This is a genomic window from Mesorhizobium sp. B2-1-3A, from assembly GCF_006442655.1.
In the GTDB taxonomy this organism is placed as follows: domain Bacteria; phylum Pseudomonadota; class Alphaproteobacteria; order Rhizobiales; family Rhizobiaceae; genus Mesorhizobium.
In genome coordinates this window covers 402,698-420,135 of record NZ_VFWK01000004.1, presented here as the reverse complement: position 1 = coordinate 420,135, position 17,438 = coordinate 402,698, and the positions used below count along the sequence as shown (strand labels likewise).

Annotated in this window: 17 protein-coding genes; 4 read left to right on the top strand and 13 right to left on the bottom strand. The window is 62.2% G+C overall.

Translation table 11 applies throughout. The annotated features are described in order from the left end of the window. Positions 1–2: 2 nt before the first annotated feature. Both FJ977_RS17690 and FJ977_RS17685 read right to left on the bottom strand, forming a co-directional pair. A complete protein-coding gene (locus FJ977_RS17690; RefSeq protein ID WP_140773408.1) occupies positions 3–374 on the bottom strand; it encodes a DUF4260 domain-containing protein in 372 nt (123 codons plus the stop codon). Between the two features lie 42 nt (positions 375–416). After that, the gene (locus FJ977_RS17685; RefSeq protein WP_140773406.1) at positions 417–851 is read right to left on the bottom strand and encodes an ester cyclase; all 435 of its coding nucleotides are present in this window, start codon (positions 849–851) and stop codon (positions 417–419) included. Between FJ977_RS17685 and FJ977_RS17680 the strand changes: the two genes are divergently transcribed. Beyond that, positions 850–1,431 carry a MarR family transcriptional regulator gene (locus tag FJ977_RS17680; RefSeq protein WP_140773404.1) on the top strand — a complete coding sequence of 194 codons (582 nt, stop codon included), beginning with the start codon at positions 850–852 and terminating at the stop codon, positions 1,429–1,431. The genes FJ977_RS17685 and FJ977_RS17680 overlap by 2 nt on opposite strands. 58 nt (positions 1,432–1,489) lie before the next feature. On the opposite strand, the gene FJ977_RS17675 is transcribed toward FJ977_RS17680, so the two are convergent. The 6 genes from FJ977_RS17675 to urtA all read right to left on the bottom strand — a co-directional run bounded on the left by FJ977_RS17675 (position 1,490) and on the right by urtA (position 7,720). After that, positions 1,490–1,666 carry a hypothetical protein gene (locus tag FJ977_RS17675; RefSeq protein WP_081294751.1) on the bottom strand — a complete coding sequence of 59 codons (177 nt, stop codon included), beginning with the start codon at positions 1,664–1,666 and terminating at the stop codon, positions 1,490–1,492. Positions 1,667–1,935: 269 nt separating this feature from the next. Further along, complete coding sequence (urtE, locus tag FJ977_RS17670; protein ID WP_140773402.1) at positions 1,936–2,631, bottom strand: urea ABC transporter ATP-binding subunit UrtE; 696 nt, start codon at positions 2,629–2,631, stop codon at positions 1,936–1,938. 71 nt (positions 2,632–2,702) lie between these two features. Then, the gene (urtD, locus tag FJ977_RS17665) at positions 2,703–3,449 is read right to left on the bottom strand and encodes an urea ABC transporter ATP-binding protein UrtD (RefSeq protein ID WP_140773400.1); all 747 of its coding nucleotides are present in this window, start codon (positions 3,447–3,449) and stop codon (positions 2,703–2,705) included. A 3-nt stretch (positions 3,450–3,452) separates the two neighbouring features. Beyond that, positions 3,453–4,682 (bottom strand): urea ABC transporter permease subunit UrtC, encoded by a 1,230-nt coding sequence (gene urtC, locus FJ977_RS17660; RefSeq protein ID WP_140773398.1) that lies wholly within the window; start codon positions 4,680–4,682, stop codon positions 3,453–3,455. Beyond that, on the bottom strand, positions 4,679–6,295 hold the full coding sequence (gene urtB, locus FJ977_RS17655; RefSeq protein WP_140773396.1) for an urea ABC transporter permease subunit UrtB: 1,617 nt from the start codon (positions 6,293–6,295) through the stop codon (positions 4,679–4,681). Before urtB ends, urtC begins: the two co-directional genes overlap by 4 nt. A 114-nt stretch (positions 6,296–6,409) precedes the next feature. Continuing rightward, complete coding sequence (gene urtA / locus FJ977_RS17650) at positions 6,410–7,720, bottom strand: urea ABC transporter substrate-binding protein (RefSeq protein ID WP_140773394.1); 1,311 nt, start codon at positions 7,718–7,720, stop codon at positions 6,410–6,412. Positions 7,721–8,033: 313 nt separating this feature from the next. On the opposite strand from urtA, the gene FJ977_RS17645 reads away from it, so the two are divergent. Further along, complete coding sequence (locus tag FJ977_RS17645) at positions 8,034–8,441, top strand: hypothetical protein (RefSeq protein WP_140773392.1); 408 nt, start codon at positions 8,034–8,036, stop codon at positions 8,439–8,441. Positions 8,442–8,580: 139 nt separating this feature from the next. Next, entirely contained in the window at positions 8,581–10,491 is a 1,911-nt protein-coding gene (locus tag FJ977_RS17640; RefSeq protein ID WP_140773390.1) for a PhoX family phosphatase, read from the top strand. A 63-nt stretch (positions 10,492–10,554) separates the two neighbouring features. Here FJ977_RS17640 and FJ977_RS17635 read toward each other — a convergent pair whose 3' ends face one another. The 3 genes from FJ977_RS17635 to FJ977_RS17625 form a co-directional block, all read right to left on the bottom strand. Then, the gene (locus FJ977_RS17635; RefSeq protein WP_140773388.1) at positions 10,555–12,126 is read right to left on the bottom strand and encodes a GMC family oxidoreductase; all 1,572 of its coding nucleotides are present in this window, start codon (positions 12,124–12,126) and stop codon (positions 10,555–10,557) included. 48 nt (positions 12,127–12,174) lie between these two features. Further along, entirely contained in the window at positions 12,175–12,705 is a 531-nt protein-coding gene (locus FJ977_RS17630) for a gluconate 2-dehydrogenase subunit 3 family protein (RefSeq protein WP_140773386.1), read from the bottom strand. A 79-nt stretch (positions 12,706–12,784) separates the two neighbouring features. Continuing rightward, positions 12,785–13,180, bottom strand: coding sequence for a VOC family protein (locus FJ977_RS17625; RefSeq protein ID WP_140773384.1), 396 nt, complete (start codon positions 13,178–13,180; stop codon positions 12,785–12,787). Positions 13,181–13,409: 229 nt separating this feature from the next. Here FJ977_RS17625 and FJ977_RS17620 point away from each other — a divergent pair, with 229 nt between their 5' ends. After that, positions 13,410–13,715 carry a ribbon-helix-helix domain-containing protein gene (locus FJ977_RS17620; protein ID WP_140773382.1) on the top strand — a complete coding sequence of 102 codons (306 nt, stop codon included), beginning with the start codon at positions 13,410–13,412 and terminating at the stop codon, positions 13,713–13,715. A gap of 122 nt (positions 13,716–13,837) precedes the next feature. Here FJ977_RS17620 and FJ977_RS17615 read toward each other — a convergent pair whose 3' ends face one another. Together FJ977_RS17615 and FJ977_RS17610 are read right to left on the bottom strand one after the other, a co-directional pair. After that, positions 13,838–14,551, bottom strand: a complete 714-nt coding sequence (locus tag FJ977_RS17615) for a DeoD-type purine-nucleoside phosphorylase (protein ID WP_140773945.1) — start codon at positions 14,549–14,551, stop codon at positions 13,838–13,840. 189 nt (positions 14,552–14,740) lie between these two features. Beyond that, complete coding sequence (locus FJ977_RS17610; RefSeq protein WP_140773380.1) at positions 14,741–17,317, bottom strand: PAS domain-containing sensor histidine kinase; 2,577 nt, start codon at positions 17,315–17,317, stop codon at positions 14,741–14,743. Between the last annotated feature and the right edge of the window lie 121 nt (positions 17,318–17,438).

The window sequence follows — 17,438 nt, the reverse complement described above, 5'->3', positions numbered from 1 at the left end:
GCTTACCGCTGCTTTCCGATGCGGCCAAGATGGGTGTGGTCAAAGCCTTCCGGCAATTTCAGGCCATAGCCCAGCATGCGGTCAAATCCCGCATGGGCAATCCAGAGCCACCCGAAACCGGCAAGAAGCGGAGCCGGCGCGAGGAGGCCAATTGCAAGCACAGCCGCGCCGAAGCCGTATATGTGGACGGCGTTGTAGATGAACGCGCCCGTCTTGGCCCCCAGAAGATAGCCAAGGAAGCTGAGGTCGGGAGCGAAAAACGCCGGCAGCGCTCCCCACCATGGTATCGACCCATTGCCGTGCCAGAAGAGCAGGAGACCTGCCCCGAACAAGATAGCCCCTTCGAAGCGCTGCCATAGGATGGTCTCGGCCATCATCTGCTCCCCGTTGAGTTTGCTCGTTCGACGATATCGCGGCTAAGAGGCGACCTCTTCATGCGTCGCCCCCCGGATCGCGGCCACGACGCCGGCCAGATTGTTCATGCCCCAGTGTTCGGCGTAGCGGCCGTCGCGGACGCGCACGATGTCGATGACATCGATGGCGATCGGCGCATTCGTCGGACCGGCTCCCAGCAATCGCCCGGTGAGGATACCGGTGACGGACTTGCGCGTCGTCACCATGTCGCCCTCGGCGATCTGGTCCTCGATCCTGACGCGCAATTCCGAAATCGCCGGTCGGAGGATGTTTTCGAAGGTGCTCCACATGCTTTCCGGCCCATTGGGCGATCCGGGCGGAGCCGCGTGATTGACGAAATCCGCGGCCATCAACTCGGCAAAGCTCTGTGCGTTGCCCTCTTCGATCACCTCTGCATTGAAGCGCCGGACGATCTCTTTCGGATTGGGTTTGGGCATGATTTACCTCGCAAAACAATACAGCCATACTGTATATATTCCCGACCGGAGTTCAATCCCTATGTGCATGTGCCGGATGGCCCGTTGCATCGGCCCCGTGCTGATGCGATTGGCTGGATCAGCCGGAGACAGGAAATTCGATGACATGACGAATAGCGCGAATTTCGAGCTTGCCGAGCGCCTGAGGGCAGCCATCGGTTCTTTTGTCAGGCGGACGCGCGAATGCGCCGGAACGCCTTCGGATGCAAGGTCGGAGACGCTTGGCCTCCTGGATCGCAAGGGTCCGCTCAGCGCGGCAATGGTGGCGAAAGCGCGAGCGGTCACCCATCAGAGCGCGCGCAAGGTCCTGTCGGACATGGAAGTCGGGGGGTTTGTCACCGGCGAGCAGAGCCCCCGGGACGGACGGGAGCGGCTGTATCGTCTTTCGGAGGACGGCATGGTTGAACTGAGGCAATCGCGATCCGCACGGGCGCGTTGGATTGCAGTCCGGCTGGAGAACATTCTGGACGAGGACGACCGCGAGACGCTGGCAGCAGCGATCGCGCTGCTGGAACGCATGGCATCGCCCGGGCCGGATTGATGGCAGTGGATGTCAGCCAGGTCGGGAAGGAAACGAGCCGGCTATCGGCCCGGCCCATCTATGCTGCCATGACGATCTCATTGAAGGCATCGAGGTCGACATAGAAGACCTTGGTGATCTCCTCGATCAGGTCGTCGTATTCGCAGCCCTGTGACCTCAGGATGTTGATGGCGGCGATGATGTCGACGCGTTCGGTAAGCCGCCGCTTCTGGTAGTCCTCGACGTAACGTTCCATGGCTGTCCCTTAGCCTGTGTGCCCAAACGCGTTTGAACGACAAAGATCGCAGGAGGGAAGCTAGGAAGCCTTGCTTGCGTGGAACTTGCCCGGCCTTCGCCGCGCCCTCGATCTGCGATAACCAGACTGGTACGGAAGCGGCCGACTCACAAAGCCAAGAAAAAGACTAGCATGCAGTCCCTGATGCACCAGAGACGCGAATGGCTGGATGAAAGAAATATTGGACTTGCCAAGGAATTCGAACCGGAAACTGAAGTCCAGTGCCGATTCTAGACCGTGAGAAATTTGCGGACATCAGCCCGGTCCAAATCTTCTGCCGGGCCGGTGTGGACGATCTGGCCACGATCCATGATGTTGACCTCGTCGGCAAGCTCGCGACAGAAGTCGAGATACTGTTCGACCAGCAGAACCGCGATGCCGGCCTGGTCGCGCAGGTAGCGTATGGCGCGGCCGATATCCTTGATGATCGATGGTTGGATCCCTTCTGTAGGCTCATCCAGCACAAGAAGCTTCGGCCGCATCACCAGCGCCCTGCCGATGGCGAGTTGCTGCTGCTGGCCGCCGGAAAGATCGCCGCCACGGCGGCCAAGCATCTGCTTCAGCACCGGAAACAGCTCGAAGACATGCGCCGGCACGTTGCGGTCGGCACGCTTCAATGGCGCAAAACCCGATTCCAGGTTTTCCCGCACCGTGAGCAGGGGAAAGATCTCCCTGCCCTGCGGTACGAATGCGATGCCCGACCGGGCGCGATCATACGCCGCGCTCCGGTCGAGCGCCTTCCCCTCGAAGGCAACACTTCCGTTCGTCAGCCGATGATGGCCAACGATCGATCTCATCAAACTGGTCTTGCCGACGCCATTGCGGCCGAGCACGCAGGTGATCTTGCCGGCGCCCGCCTTCAGCGAAACACCACGCAACGCCTGGGCGGCACCATAGTGGAGCGTGGCGTTTGAAACCTCGAGCATGTCTCAGCGCCTTTTCCAGAACCGGAGAAAGGCCAAATCGAAGCGATGGAATTGGACCCGCCAGACCATGCTCACCTCCCCAGATAAACTTCGACGACACGTTCGTCGGCCGAGACAAAATCGAGCGTGCCTTCCGAGAGCACGGAGCCCTCATGCAGGCAGGTCACCTTGACGTCGAGTTCGCGCACGAAATGCATGTCGTGCTCGACGACAATGACCGAATGGTCGCGCGCAATGTCCTTGAGCAGCCGCGCGGTCTCCTCGGTCTCGGCATCAGTCATCCCGGCCACCGGTTCGTCGACCAGAAGCAACTTCGGATCCTGTGCCAGGAGCATGCCGATCTCCAGCCACTGCTTCTGGCCGTGGCTGAGGTTGGCCGCCAGTTCGTTGCGTTTGTCGCCCAGCCGTATGATGCCAAGAATATCATCGATCTGGCGCGCCTCGGCGGCGGAGCGGCGGTGGAACAGCGCCGGGAAGATCGAACGGGGCCCCTTCAGCGCCAGCATCAGATTTTCCTCGATCGTGTGGCTCTCGAACACCGTCGGCTTCTGGAATTTGCGGCCGATGCCCATCATGGCGATCTCGGCCTCGTCATGCCTTGTGATATCCACCTGGCCGTCGAAGAACACTTCGCCTTCATCGGGCCGCGTCTTGCCGGTCACGATGTCCATCATCGTCGTCTTGCCGGCGCCGTTGGGGCCGATGATGGCGCGCATCTCGCCCTTGTCGAGCACAAGCGACAGGTTGTTGATGGCCCGGAAACCGTCGAAGGAGACCGAGACGCCGTCGAGATAAAGGATGGTGTTCGACTTCGACATCGCTTACTCCGCCGGCTGCGGTTCGACGCTGGACGACGACCAGTCGCCAGGCTTTGTCGCCGCGCTGCGAACGATCTTCGCGGGCGCCGGGTCGCCATCGGTGCCGGCCTCTTCGGCCAGCGATGCCGCCCGCAGCGCCCTGGCGTTGCCGCGCCAGGAATCCCACATGCCGATGATACCCTTCGGCAAGAGCAGCGTGACGGCGACGAACAACCCGCCCAGCGCGAACAGCCAGAGTTCCGGCAGCACGCCGGTGAACCAGGATTTGCCGGCATTGACCAGCAGCGCGCCGATGATCGGCCCGACAATAGTGCCACGCCCGCCGACGGCCGCCCAGATCACCACCTCGATCGAATTGGACGGCTCGAATTCGCCGGGATTGATGATGCCGACCTGCGGCACGTAGAGCGCGCCGGCACTGCCGGCCATGACGGCCGAGACGGTGAAGGCAAACAGTTTCACGTTCTCCGCCCGCCAGCCGAGGAAGCGCGTGCGGCTCTCGGCGTCGCGCACCGCCATCAGGAGCTTGCCGTATTTGGAACCGACGATCGCCCAGGTGATGAACACGGCGAGCGCCAACATCACGGCACTGGCTGCGAAAAGAGCCGAACGGGTCGCATCGGCCTGCACGTTGAAGCCGAGAATATCCTTGAAATCGGTCAGCCCGTTATTGCCGCCGAAACCCATGTCGTTGCGGAAGAACGCCAGCAGCAGCGCATAGGTCATCGCCTGGGTGATGATCGAGAGATAGACGCCGGTGACGCGGCTGCGGAAGGCGAACCAGCCGAAGACGAAGGCAAGCAGGCCGGGCACGGCAAGCACCATGACCGCGGCGAACCAGAAATGGTCGAAGCCATACCAGAACCAGGGCAATTCCTTGTAGTTCAGGAACACCATGAAATCCGGCAGGATCGGATTGCCATAGACGCCGCGCGAACCGATCTGGCGCATCAGATACATGCCCATCGCGTAGCCGCCGAGCGCGAAGAAGGCGCCGTGGCCAAGCGAAAGGATGCCGCAATAACCCCAGACCAGGTCAAGCGACAGCGCCAACAGCGCATAGCAGAGATATTTGCCGGTCAGCGCCACGATATAGGGCGGGATGTAGAACGCGCTTGCCGGAGAAACAGCAAGGTTGAGCAGCGGCACGATGATGGCCGCCGCCAACAGGACGAAAATGGTGATGGCGATGCGGCGGTCCGCACCAGCGGCGAAGAAGCGTCCCGTGATCATGCTTCCACCGCCCTGCCCTTGAGCGCGAACAGGCCGCGCGGCCGCTTCTGGATGAACAGGATGATCAGCACCAGCACGACGATCTTGCCGAGCACCGCGCCGGCATAGGGCTCGAGGAACTTGTTGACGATGCCGAGCGAGAAGGCGCCAACCAGCGTGCCCCACAGATTGCCGACACCGCCGAAGACGACGACCATGAAGCTGTCGATGATGTAGCCGCGGCCGAGATTGGGCGAGACATTGTCGATCTGGCTGAGCGCGACGCCGGCGATGCCGGCAATGCCGGACCCCAGCGCGAAGGTCAGCGCGTCGACCCATGGCGTCCTGATGCCCATCGAGGCGGCCATGCGGCGGTTGGCGGTGACGGCACGCATCTGCAGGCCCCAGGCCGTGCGCTTCATCACGTAGAGCAACACGCCGAAGACGGTGAGCGCGAAAACGAGGATCCACAGACGGTTCCAGGTGATGGCCAACTGGCCGACATCGAACGAACCCGACATCCAGGAGGGATTGCCGACCTCCTGGTTGGTCGGCCCGAAGATCGAGCGCACCGCCTGCTGCAGGATCAGCGACACACCCCATGTCGCCAGCAGCGTCTCCAGCGGCCGGCCGTAGAGAAAGCGGATGACGCCGCGTTCTATGGCAAGACCAACCAGTGCGGCGACCAGGAAGGCAAGCGGCAGCGCGATCACCAGCGACCAGTCGAACAGGCCGGGAAAGGATGTGCGGATCACCTGCTGGACGACGAAGGTGGTGTAGGCACCGAGCATCACCATCTCGCCATGCGCCATGTTGATGACGCCCATCACGCCGAAGGTGATGGCGAGCCCGATCGCGGCGAGCAGCAATACCGAGCCCAGCGAAATGCCGTACCAGATGTTCTGTCCGGCATCCCACAGGGCCAATGTCGAATTGATGTCCGCGATTACGGCTGTCGCGGCTTCCTTCACGGCGCCCGAGGCGTTGGCCTCGACCGAGGTGAGTAAGGAAACCGCATCGCGGTCGCCACGCGCGCCGATCAGTGCGACCGCCGCAAGCTTGTCGGCATCCGGACGGTCGGAGACAAGAACCGAAGCGGCGCGGGCCTGTTCGAGCAGCGCCTTGACGCTGGCTACCGTCTCCTTGGCGATCGCCGCATCGAGTGGCTCTATGTTGACGGCGTCGGGCGTTTTGAACATCGTGTCGGCGGCGGCGATGCGGACGGTCGGATCCTTGGCGCCAAGCGTCAGCGTGCCCAGCGCGTCGCGGATGACGCGGCGCAGCGTGTTGTTGACCTTGATCTTGGTGATGCCGTCCTTGGCCGCCTCGCCGGATGCTTCACCGCTCAGCGGGTCGGAAAGCTGGACGGTTTCGCCGGCTTCCTTGCCGACGAACACCAGGGAATCGGCCTTGCGGATATAGAGATTGCCATCCGCGAGTGCGGAAAGCGGGGCCTCCACGGCCGGGTCGCCGGTGGCCGCCAGTTCGTGAACGACAGTTCCGATCTCCGAAAAACCCTTGGCCGTCGCGAATTTGGCGATGATGCCACGCAGATCGGCTTCGCCTGCCCCCGATGACGACAGCGTCGCCAGCAGGAACAACAGCGTCAGCCCAATCATGCGGAACAGGTTCATCGCTTCAGGTGACTTCCGAAAGGTTGATTTCGCGCCCGGGCGGACTGGAGGAGAAAGCCCGCCCGGCGCGCTTGCGGTCATGGGCCTGGACCGGATGGTCCAGGCCGGGGAGGATCAGTTCGTTCCCTTGCCGCCGCACTTGCCCGTGGCAACGTTGAAGTTGCCGCAGGACAGGGGCGCGCGCCAATCGGAGATCAGGTTCTTGGAGTCCGGCAGGTAATCGGACCATTCGTCACCCATGACCAGGCCAGGCGTCCGCGAAACCGTCTCGAACTGGCCGTCGGCCTGGATTTCGCCGATCAGCACCGGCTTGGTGATGTGGTGGTTCGGCATCATCGTCGAATAGCCACCGGTCAGGTTCGGTACGGAAACACCGATCATAGCGTCGATGACCTTGTCCGGATCGGTGGTGCCGGCCTTTTCGACCGCCTTAACCCACATGTTGAAGCCGATATAGTGGGCTTCCATCGGGTCGTTGGTGGTGCGCTTGTCGTTCTTGATGAACTTGTGCCAGTCGGCGATGAACTTCTTGTTTTCGGGCGTGTCGACGCTCTCGAAATAGTTCCAGGCGGCGAGATGGCCAACCAGCGGCGCGGTGTCGAGACCGGCCAGTTCTTCCTCGCCCACCGAGAAGGCCATGACCGGGATATCCTCGGCCTTGATGCCCTGGTTGCCGAGTTCCTTGTAGAACGGCACGTTGGCGTCACCATTGACGGTCGAGACGACGGCGGTCTTCTTGCCGGCCGAGCCGAACTTCTTGATCGCCGAGACTTCGGTCTGCCAGTCGGAGAAACCGAACGGCGTGTAGTTGACCATGATGTCTTCGGCCGCGACGCCCTTCGACTTCAGATAGGCCTCGAGGATCTTGTTGGTGGTGCGCGGATAGACGTAGTCGGTGCCTTCCAGCACCCAGCGCTTCACCGAGCCGCCATCCTCGCTCATCAGGTAGTCGACCGCCGGAATGGCCTGCTGGTTCGGCGCGGCACCGGTATAAAACACGTTGCGCTCGCTCTCCTCGCCCTCATACTGGACGGGATAGAACAGGATGTTGTCGAGTTCGGAGAACACCGGCAGCACCGATTTGCGCGACACCGAGGTCCAGCAGCCGAACACCGCCGCGACCTTGTCCTTCGAAATCAGCTCGCGTGCCTTCTCGGCGAATAGCGGCCAGTTGGACGCCGGATCGACGACAACGGCTTCAAGCTTCTTGCCGAGCAGGCCGCCCTTGGCGTTCTGCTCGTCGATGAGCATCAGCATGGCATCCTTCAGCGTCGTCTCCGAAATCGCCATGGTCCCCGACAGCGAATGGAGAATGCCGACCTTGATCGTGTCGTCCGCCGCCTTGGCGGGAGCTGACATCAACAGGCCAGCGGCGACCACGCTTGCCGAGAACATTTTTGTTATTGTCGAGAAATTACCCCTCATACGGAAGACTCCCAAGCTGGTTGATTGCACCGCACCAATGCAATGCAACCCCCATGCCAACCGCTGTGCGGATGCCGAAAAACGGTAAATAGGCAAATATTATCAGACTGTTATTATATTAGGCGGAACAAACAAAGGAGAGCCGGTTAAAAATTGGTTGAGGGAAATTTGCGCAACGCACAAGGCATCTGCCTAATTTTCGCCCAATTTGGCCAAATGCCTAGATTTTGATCGCCGCACACGGGGCACGGACGACAAATGTTGCGGTACGGCGCAAAAATAGGGCAAGCTCGCGTCTCAACCGAGCAACGTCATGGCATCCCTGATTTATCGCATTTTCATCGGCATGGTGCTTCTGGCGGCAGCGACCGGGATCGCACGAGCCGACTTCAGCGACGGCAAGATGCCCGATGGCACCTATCACTGCGAGGTCTACCTGCTCGGCATGTTCATCAACCTCGGCGACATCACCATCAAGGGCAATGTCTACGCTGGTCCGGTCACCTTCGGGGCCGCCCAGCAGGGCTACAACTACCAGATGGATGCAAACGGCGTGATCTCCTGGCTGGGACCGCTCGGCGGCTATACGGCGGGCGGCAACTCGCTGTCGCTGACCCAGGCAACGCTGGACGGCCAGAGCCCGCCCTCCTTCGACATCATCATGAAGCAGCCCGATGGCGCCTTCACCGCGTCGACCTGCACCAAGGGAGGCAATCCGTAGGCCCTGCCTTGGCGGGTGCCACTTCCGTGCGGGCTGCCTGCCCTTCTGCTGCAAGCCCGCCCTCTCATGTCATCTGGATGTTGCCGAAGCTGGATAGGCAGCGGTGCGCCGTCACCCATCCACATCGAGAGGCAGACACATGGCCAACTTCCCGTTTTCGTCCTCCCCTGTCATTCGCGAAATCATCGCCGAGCGCGTCTCGCGCCGCACGCTCCTCAAAGGCAGCCTCGCTTCCGGCGCGTTGATCGCCGGCGGCGGCTTTGTCGGCTCCTTGTTCGCCGGCGAGACACATGCCGCCGCGCTTTCCACACTGGGCTTTCCCGAACTGAAGCGGGTCTATGACAAGACCCATGCCGCCGCCGAAGGCTATGAAACGACAATCGTCGCACGCTGGGGCGATCCACTTGTCGCCGGTCTGCCGGATTTCGACGGCAACATGGTCGCGGCCGCCGAACAGGAAAAGCGCTTCGGCTACAATTGCGATTACATCGCCTTCCTGCCGTTGCCCAAGGGCTCGGTGAACTCCGATCACGGCCTGCTTTGCGTCAACAACGAATACATCTCGCCCAACGTCATGTTTCCCGGCATGACCGAGGACGACGCCGGCAAGACGATGAGCAAGGAGCAGGTCGATCTCGGCCTGGCGGCGATGGGCCACTCGATCGTCGAGGTCATGTTCAAGGACGGCAAGTGGCAAACCGTCGAGGACAGCCCGCTCAATCGCCGCATCACGGCCAACACCGAGATGACCGTTTCCGGGCCGGCAGCCGGCCACGCGCTGCTCAGGACGTCCGCCGACGCGACCGGCACGAAGGTGCTCGGCACCAGCTACAATTGCAGCGGCGGCTTTACCCCATGGGGCACCGTGCTGACCTGCGAGGAAGGCGTTTCCGACCTGTTCGGCGGCGACCCGAAAAAGGCACCGACCGCGGACATTCTCGACCGCTATGGCTTTGATGGCTCCGATATCTATGGCCGTGGCCGTTTCCATGACCGCTTCAACATCGACAAGGAACCGAACGAGCCGAACCGCTTCGACTGGGTGGTCGAGATCGACCCTTATGATCCCCAATCGAAGCCGGTGAAGCGCACGGCGCTTGGCCGCATGTCGCATGAGGCCTCCACGGTCGTCCTCAACAAGGACGGCCGCATCGTCGTCTACATGGGCGACGACGACTATTTCGAATACATGTACCGCTACGTCTCGAACAAGGCTTACGACAAGGCGAATCCGGCTTCCGGCAACGGCCTTCTGGACGATGGCGTGCTCTCGGTCGCCCGTTACGACGCCGATGGCTCGCTGACATGGCTGCCGCTGGTTCATGGCCAGGGCAAACTCACCGCCGAGAACGGCTTCGCCGATCAGGCCGAGGTGCTGTTGAAGACACGGCTGGCGGCGGACGCGCTCGGCGCGACCCCGATGGACCGGCCGGAGGACATCGAGACCAACCCGGTCACCGGTCGCGTCTACGCCGTCATGACCAAGAACAAGAAACGGGACGAATCCAAGATCAATCCGGCCAACACGCGGCCCGAAAACCTCTGGGGTCATATCGTCGAGCTGATCCCGCCCGGTGGCCGTGGCGCCGAGGCCGACCACACATCAGACAAATACGCCTGGGACCTGTTCGTGCTCTGCGGCAACCCAAAGGACGCCAAGGTCGGCGCAACCTTCCATCCCGACACGTCGGACAATGGCTGGTTCGTCTGCCCCGACAACATCACCTTCGACCCCGCCGGCCGTCTCTGGGTGGCGACCGACGGCGCCAATGATTTCGACCTGCCGGACGGTGTCTATGGCGTCGACACGGAAGGCGCGGCACGCGGCCTGCCGAAGCTTTTGTTCACCTGCCCGCATGGCGCGGAAGCGACCGGTCCTTGCTTCACCCCGGACGGCACGACGCTGTTCCTTTCGGTGCAGCACCCCTCCGAGGATGCCCAAACGCTCGACAAGGCGCAGTCGCTGTGGCCGGATTTCAGGGACGGCCAGCCGCCGAGGCCATCGGTGGTCGCCATCCGTCGCAAGGACGGCCAGCCGGTCGGGGCATAGGTTCCAGCACACAAAAAAGGCGCGGAACCCGGTCAGGTTCCGCGCCAGCAGGCAGTCGGGAGGTTAGATGGTCTTGGCCGACATCTGGGCGGCGATGTAGTCGGCCTGGCGGATCGCCAGCGACACGATGGTCAAGGTCGGGTTTTCCGCGGCACCCGTCGTGAACTGGCTGCCGTCCGACACGAACAGGTTCTTGATGTCGTGCGTCTGGCCATGCTTGTTGACGACACCGTCGGCCGCCTTCTCGCTCATCCGGTTGGTGCCGAGATTGTGGGTCGAGGGATAGGGCGGCGTCGGGAAGGTGCGCGTCGCGCCGACCGCCGCGTAGAGCGCCGAGGCCTGCTTGTAGGCGTGGTCGCGCATCGCCGTGTCGTTGGGATGGTCATCGAAATGCACGTCGGCGATCGGCATGCCATGTTCGTCTTTTTCGTCGGCATGCAGCGTGATGCGGTTTTCCTCGCGCGGCATGTCTTCGCCGACAATCCACAGGCCGGCCATGTGGTCATAATGGTCGAGCGCCGTGGTGAAGGAGCGCCCCCAGCCGCCTGGGTTGAGGAACGCCGCCATGAACGGCAGGCCGAGCGACAGCGTCTCGAACTCATAGCCGCCGACGAAGCCACGTGACGGATCATGCCGCGCCTCGTCGCGGATGATGCCGGCCATGGTGGTGCCGCGATACATGTGCACCGGCTTGTCGAAGATCGCGTAGACCGAGCCCGTGGTGTGGCGCATGTAGTTCTTGCCCACCTGCCCCGAGGAATTGGCCAGGCCATGCGGGAATTTGCTCGATTCGGAATTGAGCAGCAGGCGCGGGCTTTCGATCGAGTTGCCGGCCACCGCGACGATGCGGGCCTTCTGCTCCTGCAGCTTGCCGTCCTTGTCCGCATAGACGACGCCGGTCACCTTTCCCGACGCATCATGGTTGATCTTGATCACCATGGCGTTCGGTCGGACTTCGAGGTGGCCTGTGGCCTCGCCCTTGGGGATCTCGGTGTAGAGCGTCGACCATTTGGCGCCCCATTTGCAGCCCTGGAAGCAGAATCCGGTCTGCTGGCAGGAGTTGCGGTCGTCGCGCTCGATCGAGTTGATCGCCATGTTGCCGGTATGGCATTCCTTGTAGCCGAGCTTGTCGGCGCCCGCCTTGAGAACCTTGAAGTTGTTGTTGCCCGGCAGGCGCGGCCAGTCATTGGTGCCGGTCACGCCCATCTTGGCTTCCGCCTTGGCGTAATACGGCTCCATTTCGGCCAGCGTCACCGGCCAATCGAGGAGGTTCGCACCCTTCACCTTGCCGTAGGTGGTCGCCGTCTTGAACTCATGCTCCTGGAAGCGAAGCGAGGCTCCGGCCCAGTGCGTCGTCGAGCCGCCGACCGATTTGACGATCCAGGCCGGCAGGTTGGGGAAATCCTTCGCCACGCGCCAGTCGCCCGATGTGGTGCGCTTGTCCTTCCAGGCGAGTTGGGCGAACGAATCCCATTCGTCGTTGATGAAGTCCTCATATTCGTGACGGGCGCCCGCCTCGAGGATGACGACGTCTATGCCCTTCTGGGCCAGTTCGTTGCCGAGCGTGCCGCCGCCGGCGCCCGAGCCGATGATGACGACCACGCCGTCGTTCTTGAGATCAAATTGTGCTGCCATGGTTTCCTCCCATGAGATCGGTCAAAATGCGGTTGCGGACAGAGTGGCTCAGAGCCACTCGATGTCGTTGAAACCGCGCGCGATGTAGCCGCCCTTGGAGTAGGACTCGCCCTCGTAGCCGAAGATCAGCCATACCTCTTTCTGGTTGTAGAGACTGACGACGAGGCCGCCGCGCACCGTCTGGAAGAAAGGCGTCTTCTCTATCTCGGTGAGCAGCGCCACACGCTGCTCTTCCCAGCCGAGCCCGCGATAACCGCCCTTGCCGGCCTTCTTGTCGAGTTCGGCAATGCCCTTCTCGATCAGTTCCTTGTGGGCGGGATCCTTGGCGGCTGTCTCGTCATGGCCCTTGACGGCGATGGCGTAATATTTGTCCGGCACCTGGTCGTGCGGATAGATGTCGCGCGCGACCTGGATCAGCGTCGCCATCGTCTCGGGCTTCAGCGCCGAGGTTTCCAAGCCCCAGGCGTGCTCCGGGCTGATGATGGCGCTGCCTGAAATGACAAGCAGCGCACCGACACCGCCGCGTTTGAGAAGCTCGCGCCGTGACAGGCCAGGCTTCCTCTCATAAATCGTGACCATAGTTTCCTCCCTGCTTGCTGTTCGCACCCCTTGGGGGTGCCGTTGCTGGCGCCGCGCGGTGAGCGCGGCTGGTTGTCCCCTATTGGAAGCGCCCTCCACGCTGCAGGACCTCGATCTTGTAACCGTCGGGATCCTCGATGAAGAAGAAGCGGGCGATGAGCGACCCGTCATGGTTGAACTCGACGATCTTTTTCGGATTGAGGCCGAGCGCGCCGAGCCGATCGTGTTCGCCGTCGAGATCGGCGACCGACACTGCGAGGTGACCATAGCCGTCGCCAAGCGCATAAGGCTCCTGCCGCCCCTTGTTGACGGTCAATTCCACTTCGAAAGGGGTATCGGCATTGCTGAGATAGATCAGCGTGAACGTCTCAAAATCCAGTCGCTGGGCGACCTCAAGGCTGAACGCCTTGGTGTAGAAATCGATGGACCGGGCCTCGTCGAGAACCCGGATCATGGTGTGGATCGCCTTCGCCAAATCAGACTCCGCAGCTTTCATGCTTTAGAGGCGATTATGCGCGCCGTCGAAGAAAGGTGGTGGCAGCCGATTACCACGTGTAGGATAGGAAAAACGGTAATGTCGATCTAAGGACGAAAGTCCGATTGCCGTTGTCGGCCGTCCGGACGAAGATGAAACCGCAGGCAGTGTCAAAAAAGGCGTCGACCACTGAGTCGGCACCCAAGACCAACAAAAACGGGAGGTAACGATGTGCAGAGTCTTTGCCGCACAAGATCCGGAAGGCTATCGTCAGATCAACCGGTCGATCCGCATAGATGGACATTCGACCAGCATCCAGCTCGAGGCGACGTTCTGGGCCCTGCTTGACGAAATCGCCGAAAGCCAGAACCTGACGACGCCCAAATTCATCTCGAAGCTGTACGACGAAGCGATCGAGATCAACGGCGAAATCCCCAATTTCGCGTCCATGCTGCGCACGACCTGCGCGCTCTATCTGCGCGGCCATCGGCCCGACCTGGACGAGCGGATGGCGCCTAGTCGAGAAGCGGCCTAGAGCAATTCCAGGAAAAGTATGAAACGGTTTTCTCGGGACAAGCGCGTAGCGCTTGCCCTTGGGAATTGCGCAAAAACAAATAGTTAGAGCAGTTCGCCGTTTCCGTGAAATGGTGAACTGCTCTAGCGCCCTTCCCCAGCGATTTCGAGCGCCAGCCGGGTCATGTCCGTGAAAAGCCGCTGACGTTCGGAATAATCGGTCAGTTCACCGGTCTCGATATTGTCGACCACCGTGCAGATCGACAGTGCACTGACCCCGAAATGCCTGGCGATTCGGTAAAGCGCGCTGGTTTCCATGTCCACCGCCAGCGCTCCTGCCGCCTGGGCCTCTGCAAATCGTGTGCGACCGTCCGGGTGGTGGAAGATGTCGCTGCAAAGTGTCAGGCCGGCGTGATGTTCGATGCCGAGTTCGGCCGCCTTGGCCAAGGCACGGGCCAGCAGCGTCGGATCCGGACCGGCGGCGGTCCCGTAAAGCCCGAAGACTTGACCGCTTTGAGCGCTTTCGGGCCGAACCGATTGCGAAATGACAAGGCTGCGCAGCTTTGCCTTGGCGCTCAGGCTACCGCAGGTGCCGGTGCGGATCAGCGTTCTTGCGCCATAATAGTCAAGTAATTCATGAGCATAGATCAGGAATGATGAAACACCGATACCCGTCGCCTGAATGCTGATGGGCTGGCCGCGAAACAGGCCGGTAAAGCCGAGAGCACCCCGGCGGCTATTGACGCAGCGTGGCGCTTCCAGAAATGTCCGCGCCATCCATTCGGCGCGCTGCGGATCACCCGGTAACAGCACCGTATCGGCGTAATCGCCTCTGCGCGCTTCGATATGTGGCGTCAACAGTTGCTCCCCCAAGCCCGTTTGCTCCTTCACCCGCAATCATGGCGTTGTGAGGGCGTGGCACAAGGGCAGAGAAGCGGAAGCGCCTAATGCATGTCGTCCAAAAGCGACCCCCGCTTGGGCGAACGCCGTGCGCAAAAGCAAAGACCCGAAGCACGGCGCATGGATCCGTTTCCAACTTGAGGCGCTCTAGGATTCGAGCATGTCCTTGACGATTGTTGCCAGCTGCTTGAGCGAGAACGGCTTCGGCAGGAAGCCGAAATGCGCCTCGGCCGGCAGGTTCCTGGCGAATGCGTCCTCGGCATATCCCGACACGAAGACGAACTTGATGTCGGGCTGGCGCTTGCGCAATTCGCCAAGCAGGGTCGGCCCGTCCATTTCGGGCATCACCACGTCGGAGACGACGATGTCGACCTTGCCGCCCAGCGCTTCGAACACTTCCAGCGCCTCGACGCCGGACGATGCCTCGTGCACGGTATAGCCGCGCGAGGTCAGTGCCCGCACGCCGCCCATGCGCACGGCGTCCTCGTCCTCGACCAGCAGGACCGTGGCCGACCCGGACAGGTCCTTGGTGCTGTCGACCGGCTTGACCGGCGCGGCGCTTGGCGCTTCACCGGGCTCGGCTGCCTTTTTCGCTTCCGCGATATGACGCGGCAGGAAGATGCGGAAGGTCGACCCCTTGCCGACTTCGGAATCGCAGAAAATGAAGCCGCCGGTCTGCTTGATGATGCCGTAGACCATGGACAGGCCAAGGCCCGTGCCCTTGCCGACCTCCTTGGTTGTGAAGAACGGCTCGAAGATCTTCTTCAGCACATCAGGCGCGATGCCGCTGCCTGTATCCTCGACTTCGACCACGACGTAGTCGGCCGCGGCAAGTTCGCGGTAGGGGAAGGTCTTGCACTCCTCGGCGGTCACGTTGCGGGTACGCACGGTGAGATCGCCGCCGGCCGGCATCGCGTCACGCGCATTGACCGCCAGATTGACCACCACCTGCTCGAACTGGCCGATATCGACCTTGACCGGCCACAGGTCGCGGCCGTGGTCGACCTTCAGCTTGATGTCATTGCCGACCAGGCGGGCAAGCAACATCCTGAGATCGGCAAGCACGTCGGTCAGGTTCAGCACCTCGGGCCGCAGCGTCTGCTTGCGCGAGAAGGCCAGCAACTGCCTGACCAGTGAAGCGGCCCGGTTGGCGTTCTGCTTGATGTTCATGATGTCGGGGAAGGACGGGTCCGACGGCCGGTGATTGGTCAGGAGCAGGTCCGAAGCCATGATGATGGCGGTCAGCACATTGTTGAAATCGTGGGCGATGCCGCCGGCGAGTTGGCCAACCGCCTGCATCTTCTGGCTTTGCGCCATCTGCCCTTCGAGTGCCTTCTGCTCGGTCGTCTCGACGGCGTAGACGATGGCCGATTCCTCGGCGCCCTCGCCGCCGGTGCCGTCGGCGACGGCGTTGACGTAAAACCGGATGTGGCGCTCTTCGTTGCCGGGAAGCACGGTGTCGATCGGCTCGATGTCGGCCTGCCGCTGGCGGGCTTTCTCGAATGCGGCGGCAAAGGCCGGCCGGTCGCGCTCATGGATCACCGTATCGAGCCGCACGCGGCGATCCACGGCGTCCCGGTCGACGACCGAGGAAAACAGCGACAGGAAGGGTGCATTGGTGCGCAGGATGCGCCCGCTGGCATCGACACCCGCTATCGCCATCGGCGTCGAATTGAAGAATCGGGTGAAGCGCACTTCCGAAGCGCGCAGATCGGCCGACGCATCCTCGCCCTGCGTGCGGTTGAGCACGATCGTGCGCGTCGGGCCGCCGACACCTTCGCGGCTGGCCGAAACGCGATGCATGAAACGCACCGGCAGCGCCTCTCCCGTCATCGTTGTCAGGTCGAGATCGATGACCGCGTTGCGCGTCGTGCCGGGATCGGCCTTGACCGAGCGCACCAGCGCCATGCCGTCACCGGCAACGATATCCGGCAAGGTCACGGCGCCGGGCGTGAAACTGGCGAGATCAATGCCAAGCCACTCCGCGAGCGTGGCGTTGATGTAGGTGACGCGACCGTCCTGGTCGGCGGAAAAGAAACCGGCCGGGGCATGGTCGAGATGGTCGATGGCCTTCTGCAGGTCGAGGAAGAAACGCTCCTGCTCGGCCCGTTCCTGCGAAATGTCGGCGAGTTGCCAGGCCAGCATCGGCAACCGCTGGCCCGGAACGCTGAAGGTTCGGGCGCGCGCCCTGTACCAGCGGGCACCCGGTTCGGCGCCGGGCCGGATCGATTGCGCCAGCCGAAACTCGCCATCACCCGGCTGGCCGTCACGCAGGCCGGAGGCCAGCCGGTAAATGGTCACCGAGGCCTCGGGAACATCCGAAAGCAGCCCTTCGACCGTCTTCAGGTCGGCCGCCGAGGAGGCTCCGGTCATATCAGCATAGGCCCGGTTGGCGTAGACGACGCGGCCCTTGGTGTCCGTCACCAGCAGGCCTTGCGACATTGAATCGACAAAAGCCTTGGACAGCTCATCGCCGGTCGAGCGCGGCGTGACCTGCACGAAGCCGATCGCGGTCGCGAACAGAAAGCCGACGCCGATCATCGCCAGCACGCCCAGCATGCCGAGCAGGAACGGATCGCCGAGGCGCTCGCGGAACAGGCCGAAGACGATCGCGGCCCCCGTCAGAACGACGATGAAGATGATGAGCCGGGTGACCGCGCCCGGTCGCGTGTTCTGGTCGACGATCGGTACCGGATAGAAATCGCCGCGCGCTTCCTTGGCCATATGCCCCCTGCTCGTGAAGTCCGCTGTTCCGACACCCGCCCCTAATGCATGTCGCCCAAAAATGACTTCGGTTTTGGGAAAACGACATGCATGAAACACAAGGACCTGAAGCGCGTCGCAT

Excerpts from the sequence above, each read along its gene's own strand:
- FJ977_RS17645 (WP_140773392.1), top strand. The coding sequence starts at position 8,034 with ATGGCATCCCTGATTTATCGCATTTTCATCGGCATGGTGCTTCTGGCG.
- FJ977_RS17690 (WP_140773408.1), bottom strand. The coding sequence starts at position 374 with ATGGCCGAGACCATCCTATGGCAGCGCTTCGAAGGGGCTATCTTGTTC.
- urtD (WP_140773400.1), bottom strand. The coding sequence starts at position 3,449 with ATGTCGAAGTCGAACACCATCCTTTATCTCGACGGCGTCTCGGTCTCC.
- urtB (WP_140773396.1), bottom strand. The coding sequence starts at position 6,295 with ATGAACCTGTTCCGCATGATTGGGCTGACGCTGTTGTTCCTGCTGGCG.
- FJ977_RS17680 (WP_140773404.1), top strand. The coding sequence starts at position 850 with ATGATTTACCTCGCAAAACAATACAGCCATACTGTATATATTCCCGAC.
- FJ977_RS17635 (WP_140773388.1), bottom strand. The coding sequence starts at position 12,126 with ATGGCAGCACAATTTGATCTCAAGAACGACGGCGTGGTCGTCATCATC.
- urtA (WP_140773394.1), bottom strand. The coding sequence starts at position 7,720 with ATGAGGGGTAATTTCTCGACAATAACAAAAATGTTCTCGGCAAGCGTG.
- urtE (WP_140773402.1), bottom strand. The coding sequence starts at position 2,631 with ATGCTCGAGGTTTCAAACGCCACGCTCCACTATGGTGCCGCCCAGGCG.
- FJ977_RS17640 (WP_140773390.1), top strand. The coding sequence starts at position 8,581 with ATGGCCAACTTCCCGTTTTCGTCCTCCCCTGTCATTCGCGAAATCATC.
- urtC (WP_140773398.1), bottom strand. The coding sequence starts at position 4,682 with ATGATCACGGGACGCTTCTTCGCCGCTGGTGCGGACCGCCGCATCGCC.
- FJ977_RS17630 (WP_140773386.1), bottom strand. The coding sequence starts at position 12,705 with ATGGTCACGATTTATGAGAGGAAGCCTGGCCTGTCACGGCGCGAGCTT.
- FJ977_RS17675 (WP_081294751.1), bottom strand. The coding sequence starts at position 1,666 with ATGGAACGTTACGTCGAGGACTACCAGAAGCGGCGGCTTACCGAACGC.
- FJ977_RS17685 (WP_140773406.1), bottom strand. The coding sequence starts at position 851 with ATGCCCAAACCCAATCCGAAAGAGATCGTCCGGCGCTTCAATGCAGAG.
- FJ977_RS17620 (WP_140773382.1), top strand. The coding sequence starts at position 13,410 with ATGTGCAGAGTCTTTGCCGCACAAGATCCGGAAGGCTATCGTCAGATC.
- FJ977_RS17610 (WP_140773380.1), bottom strand. The coding sequence starts at position 17,317 with ATGGCCAAGGAAGCGCGCGGCGATTTCTATCCGGTACCGATCGTCGAC.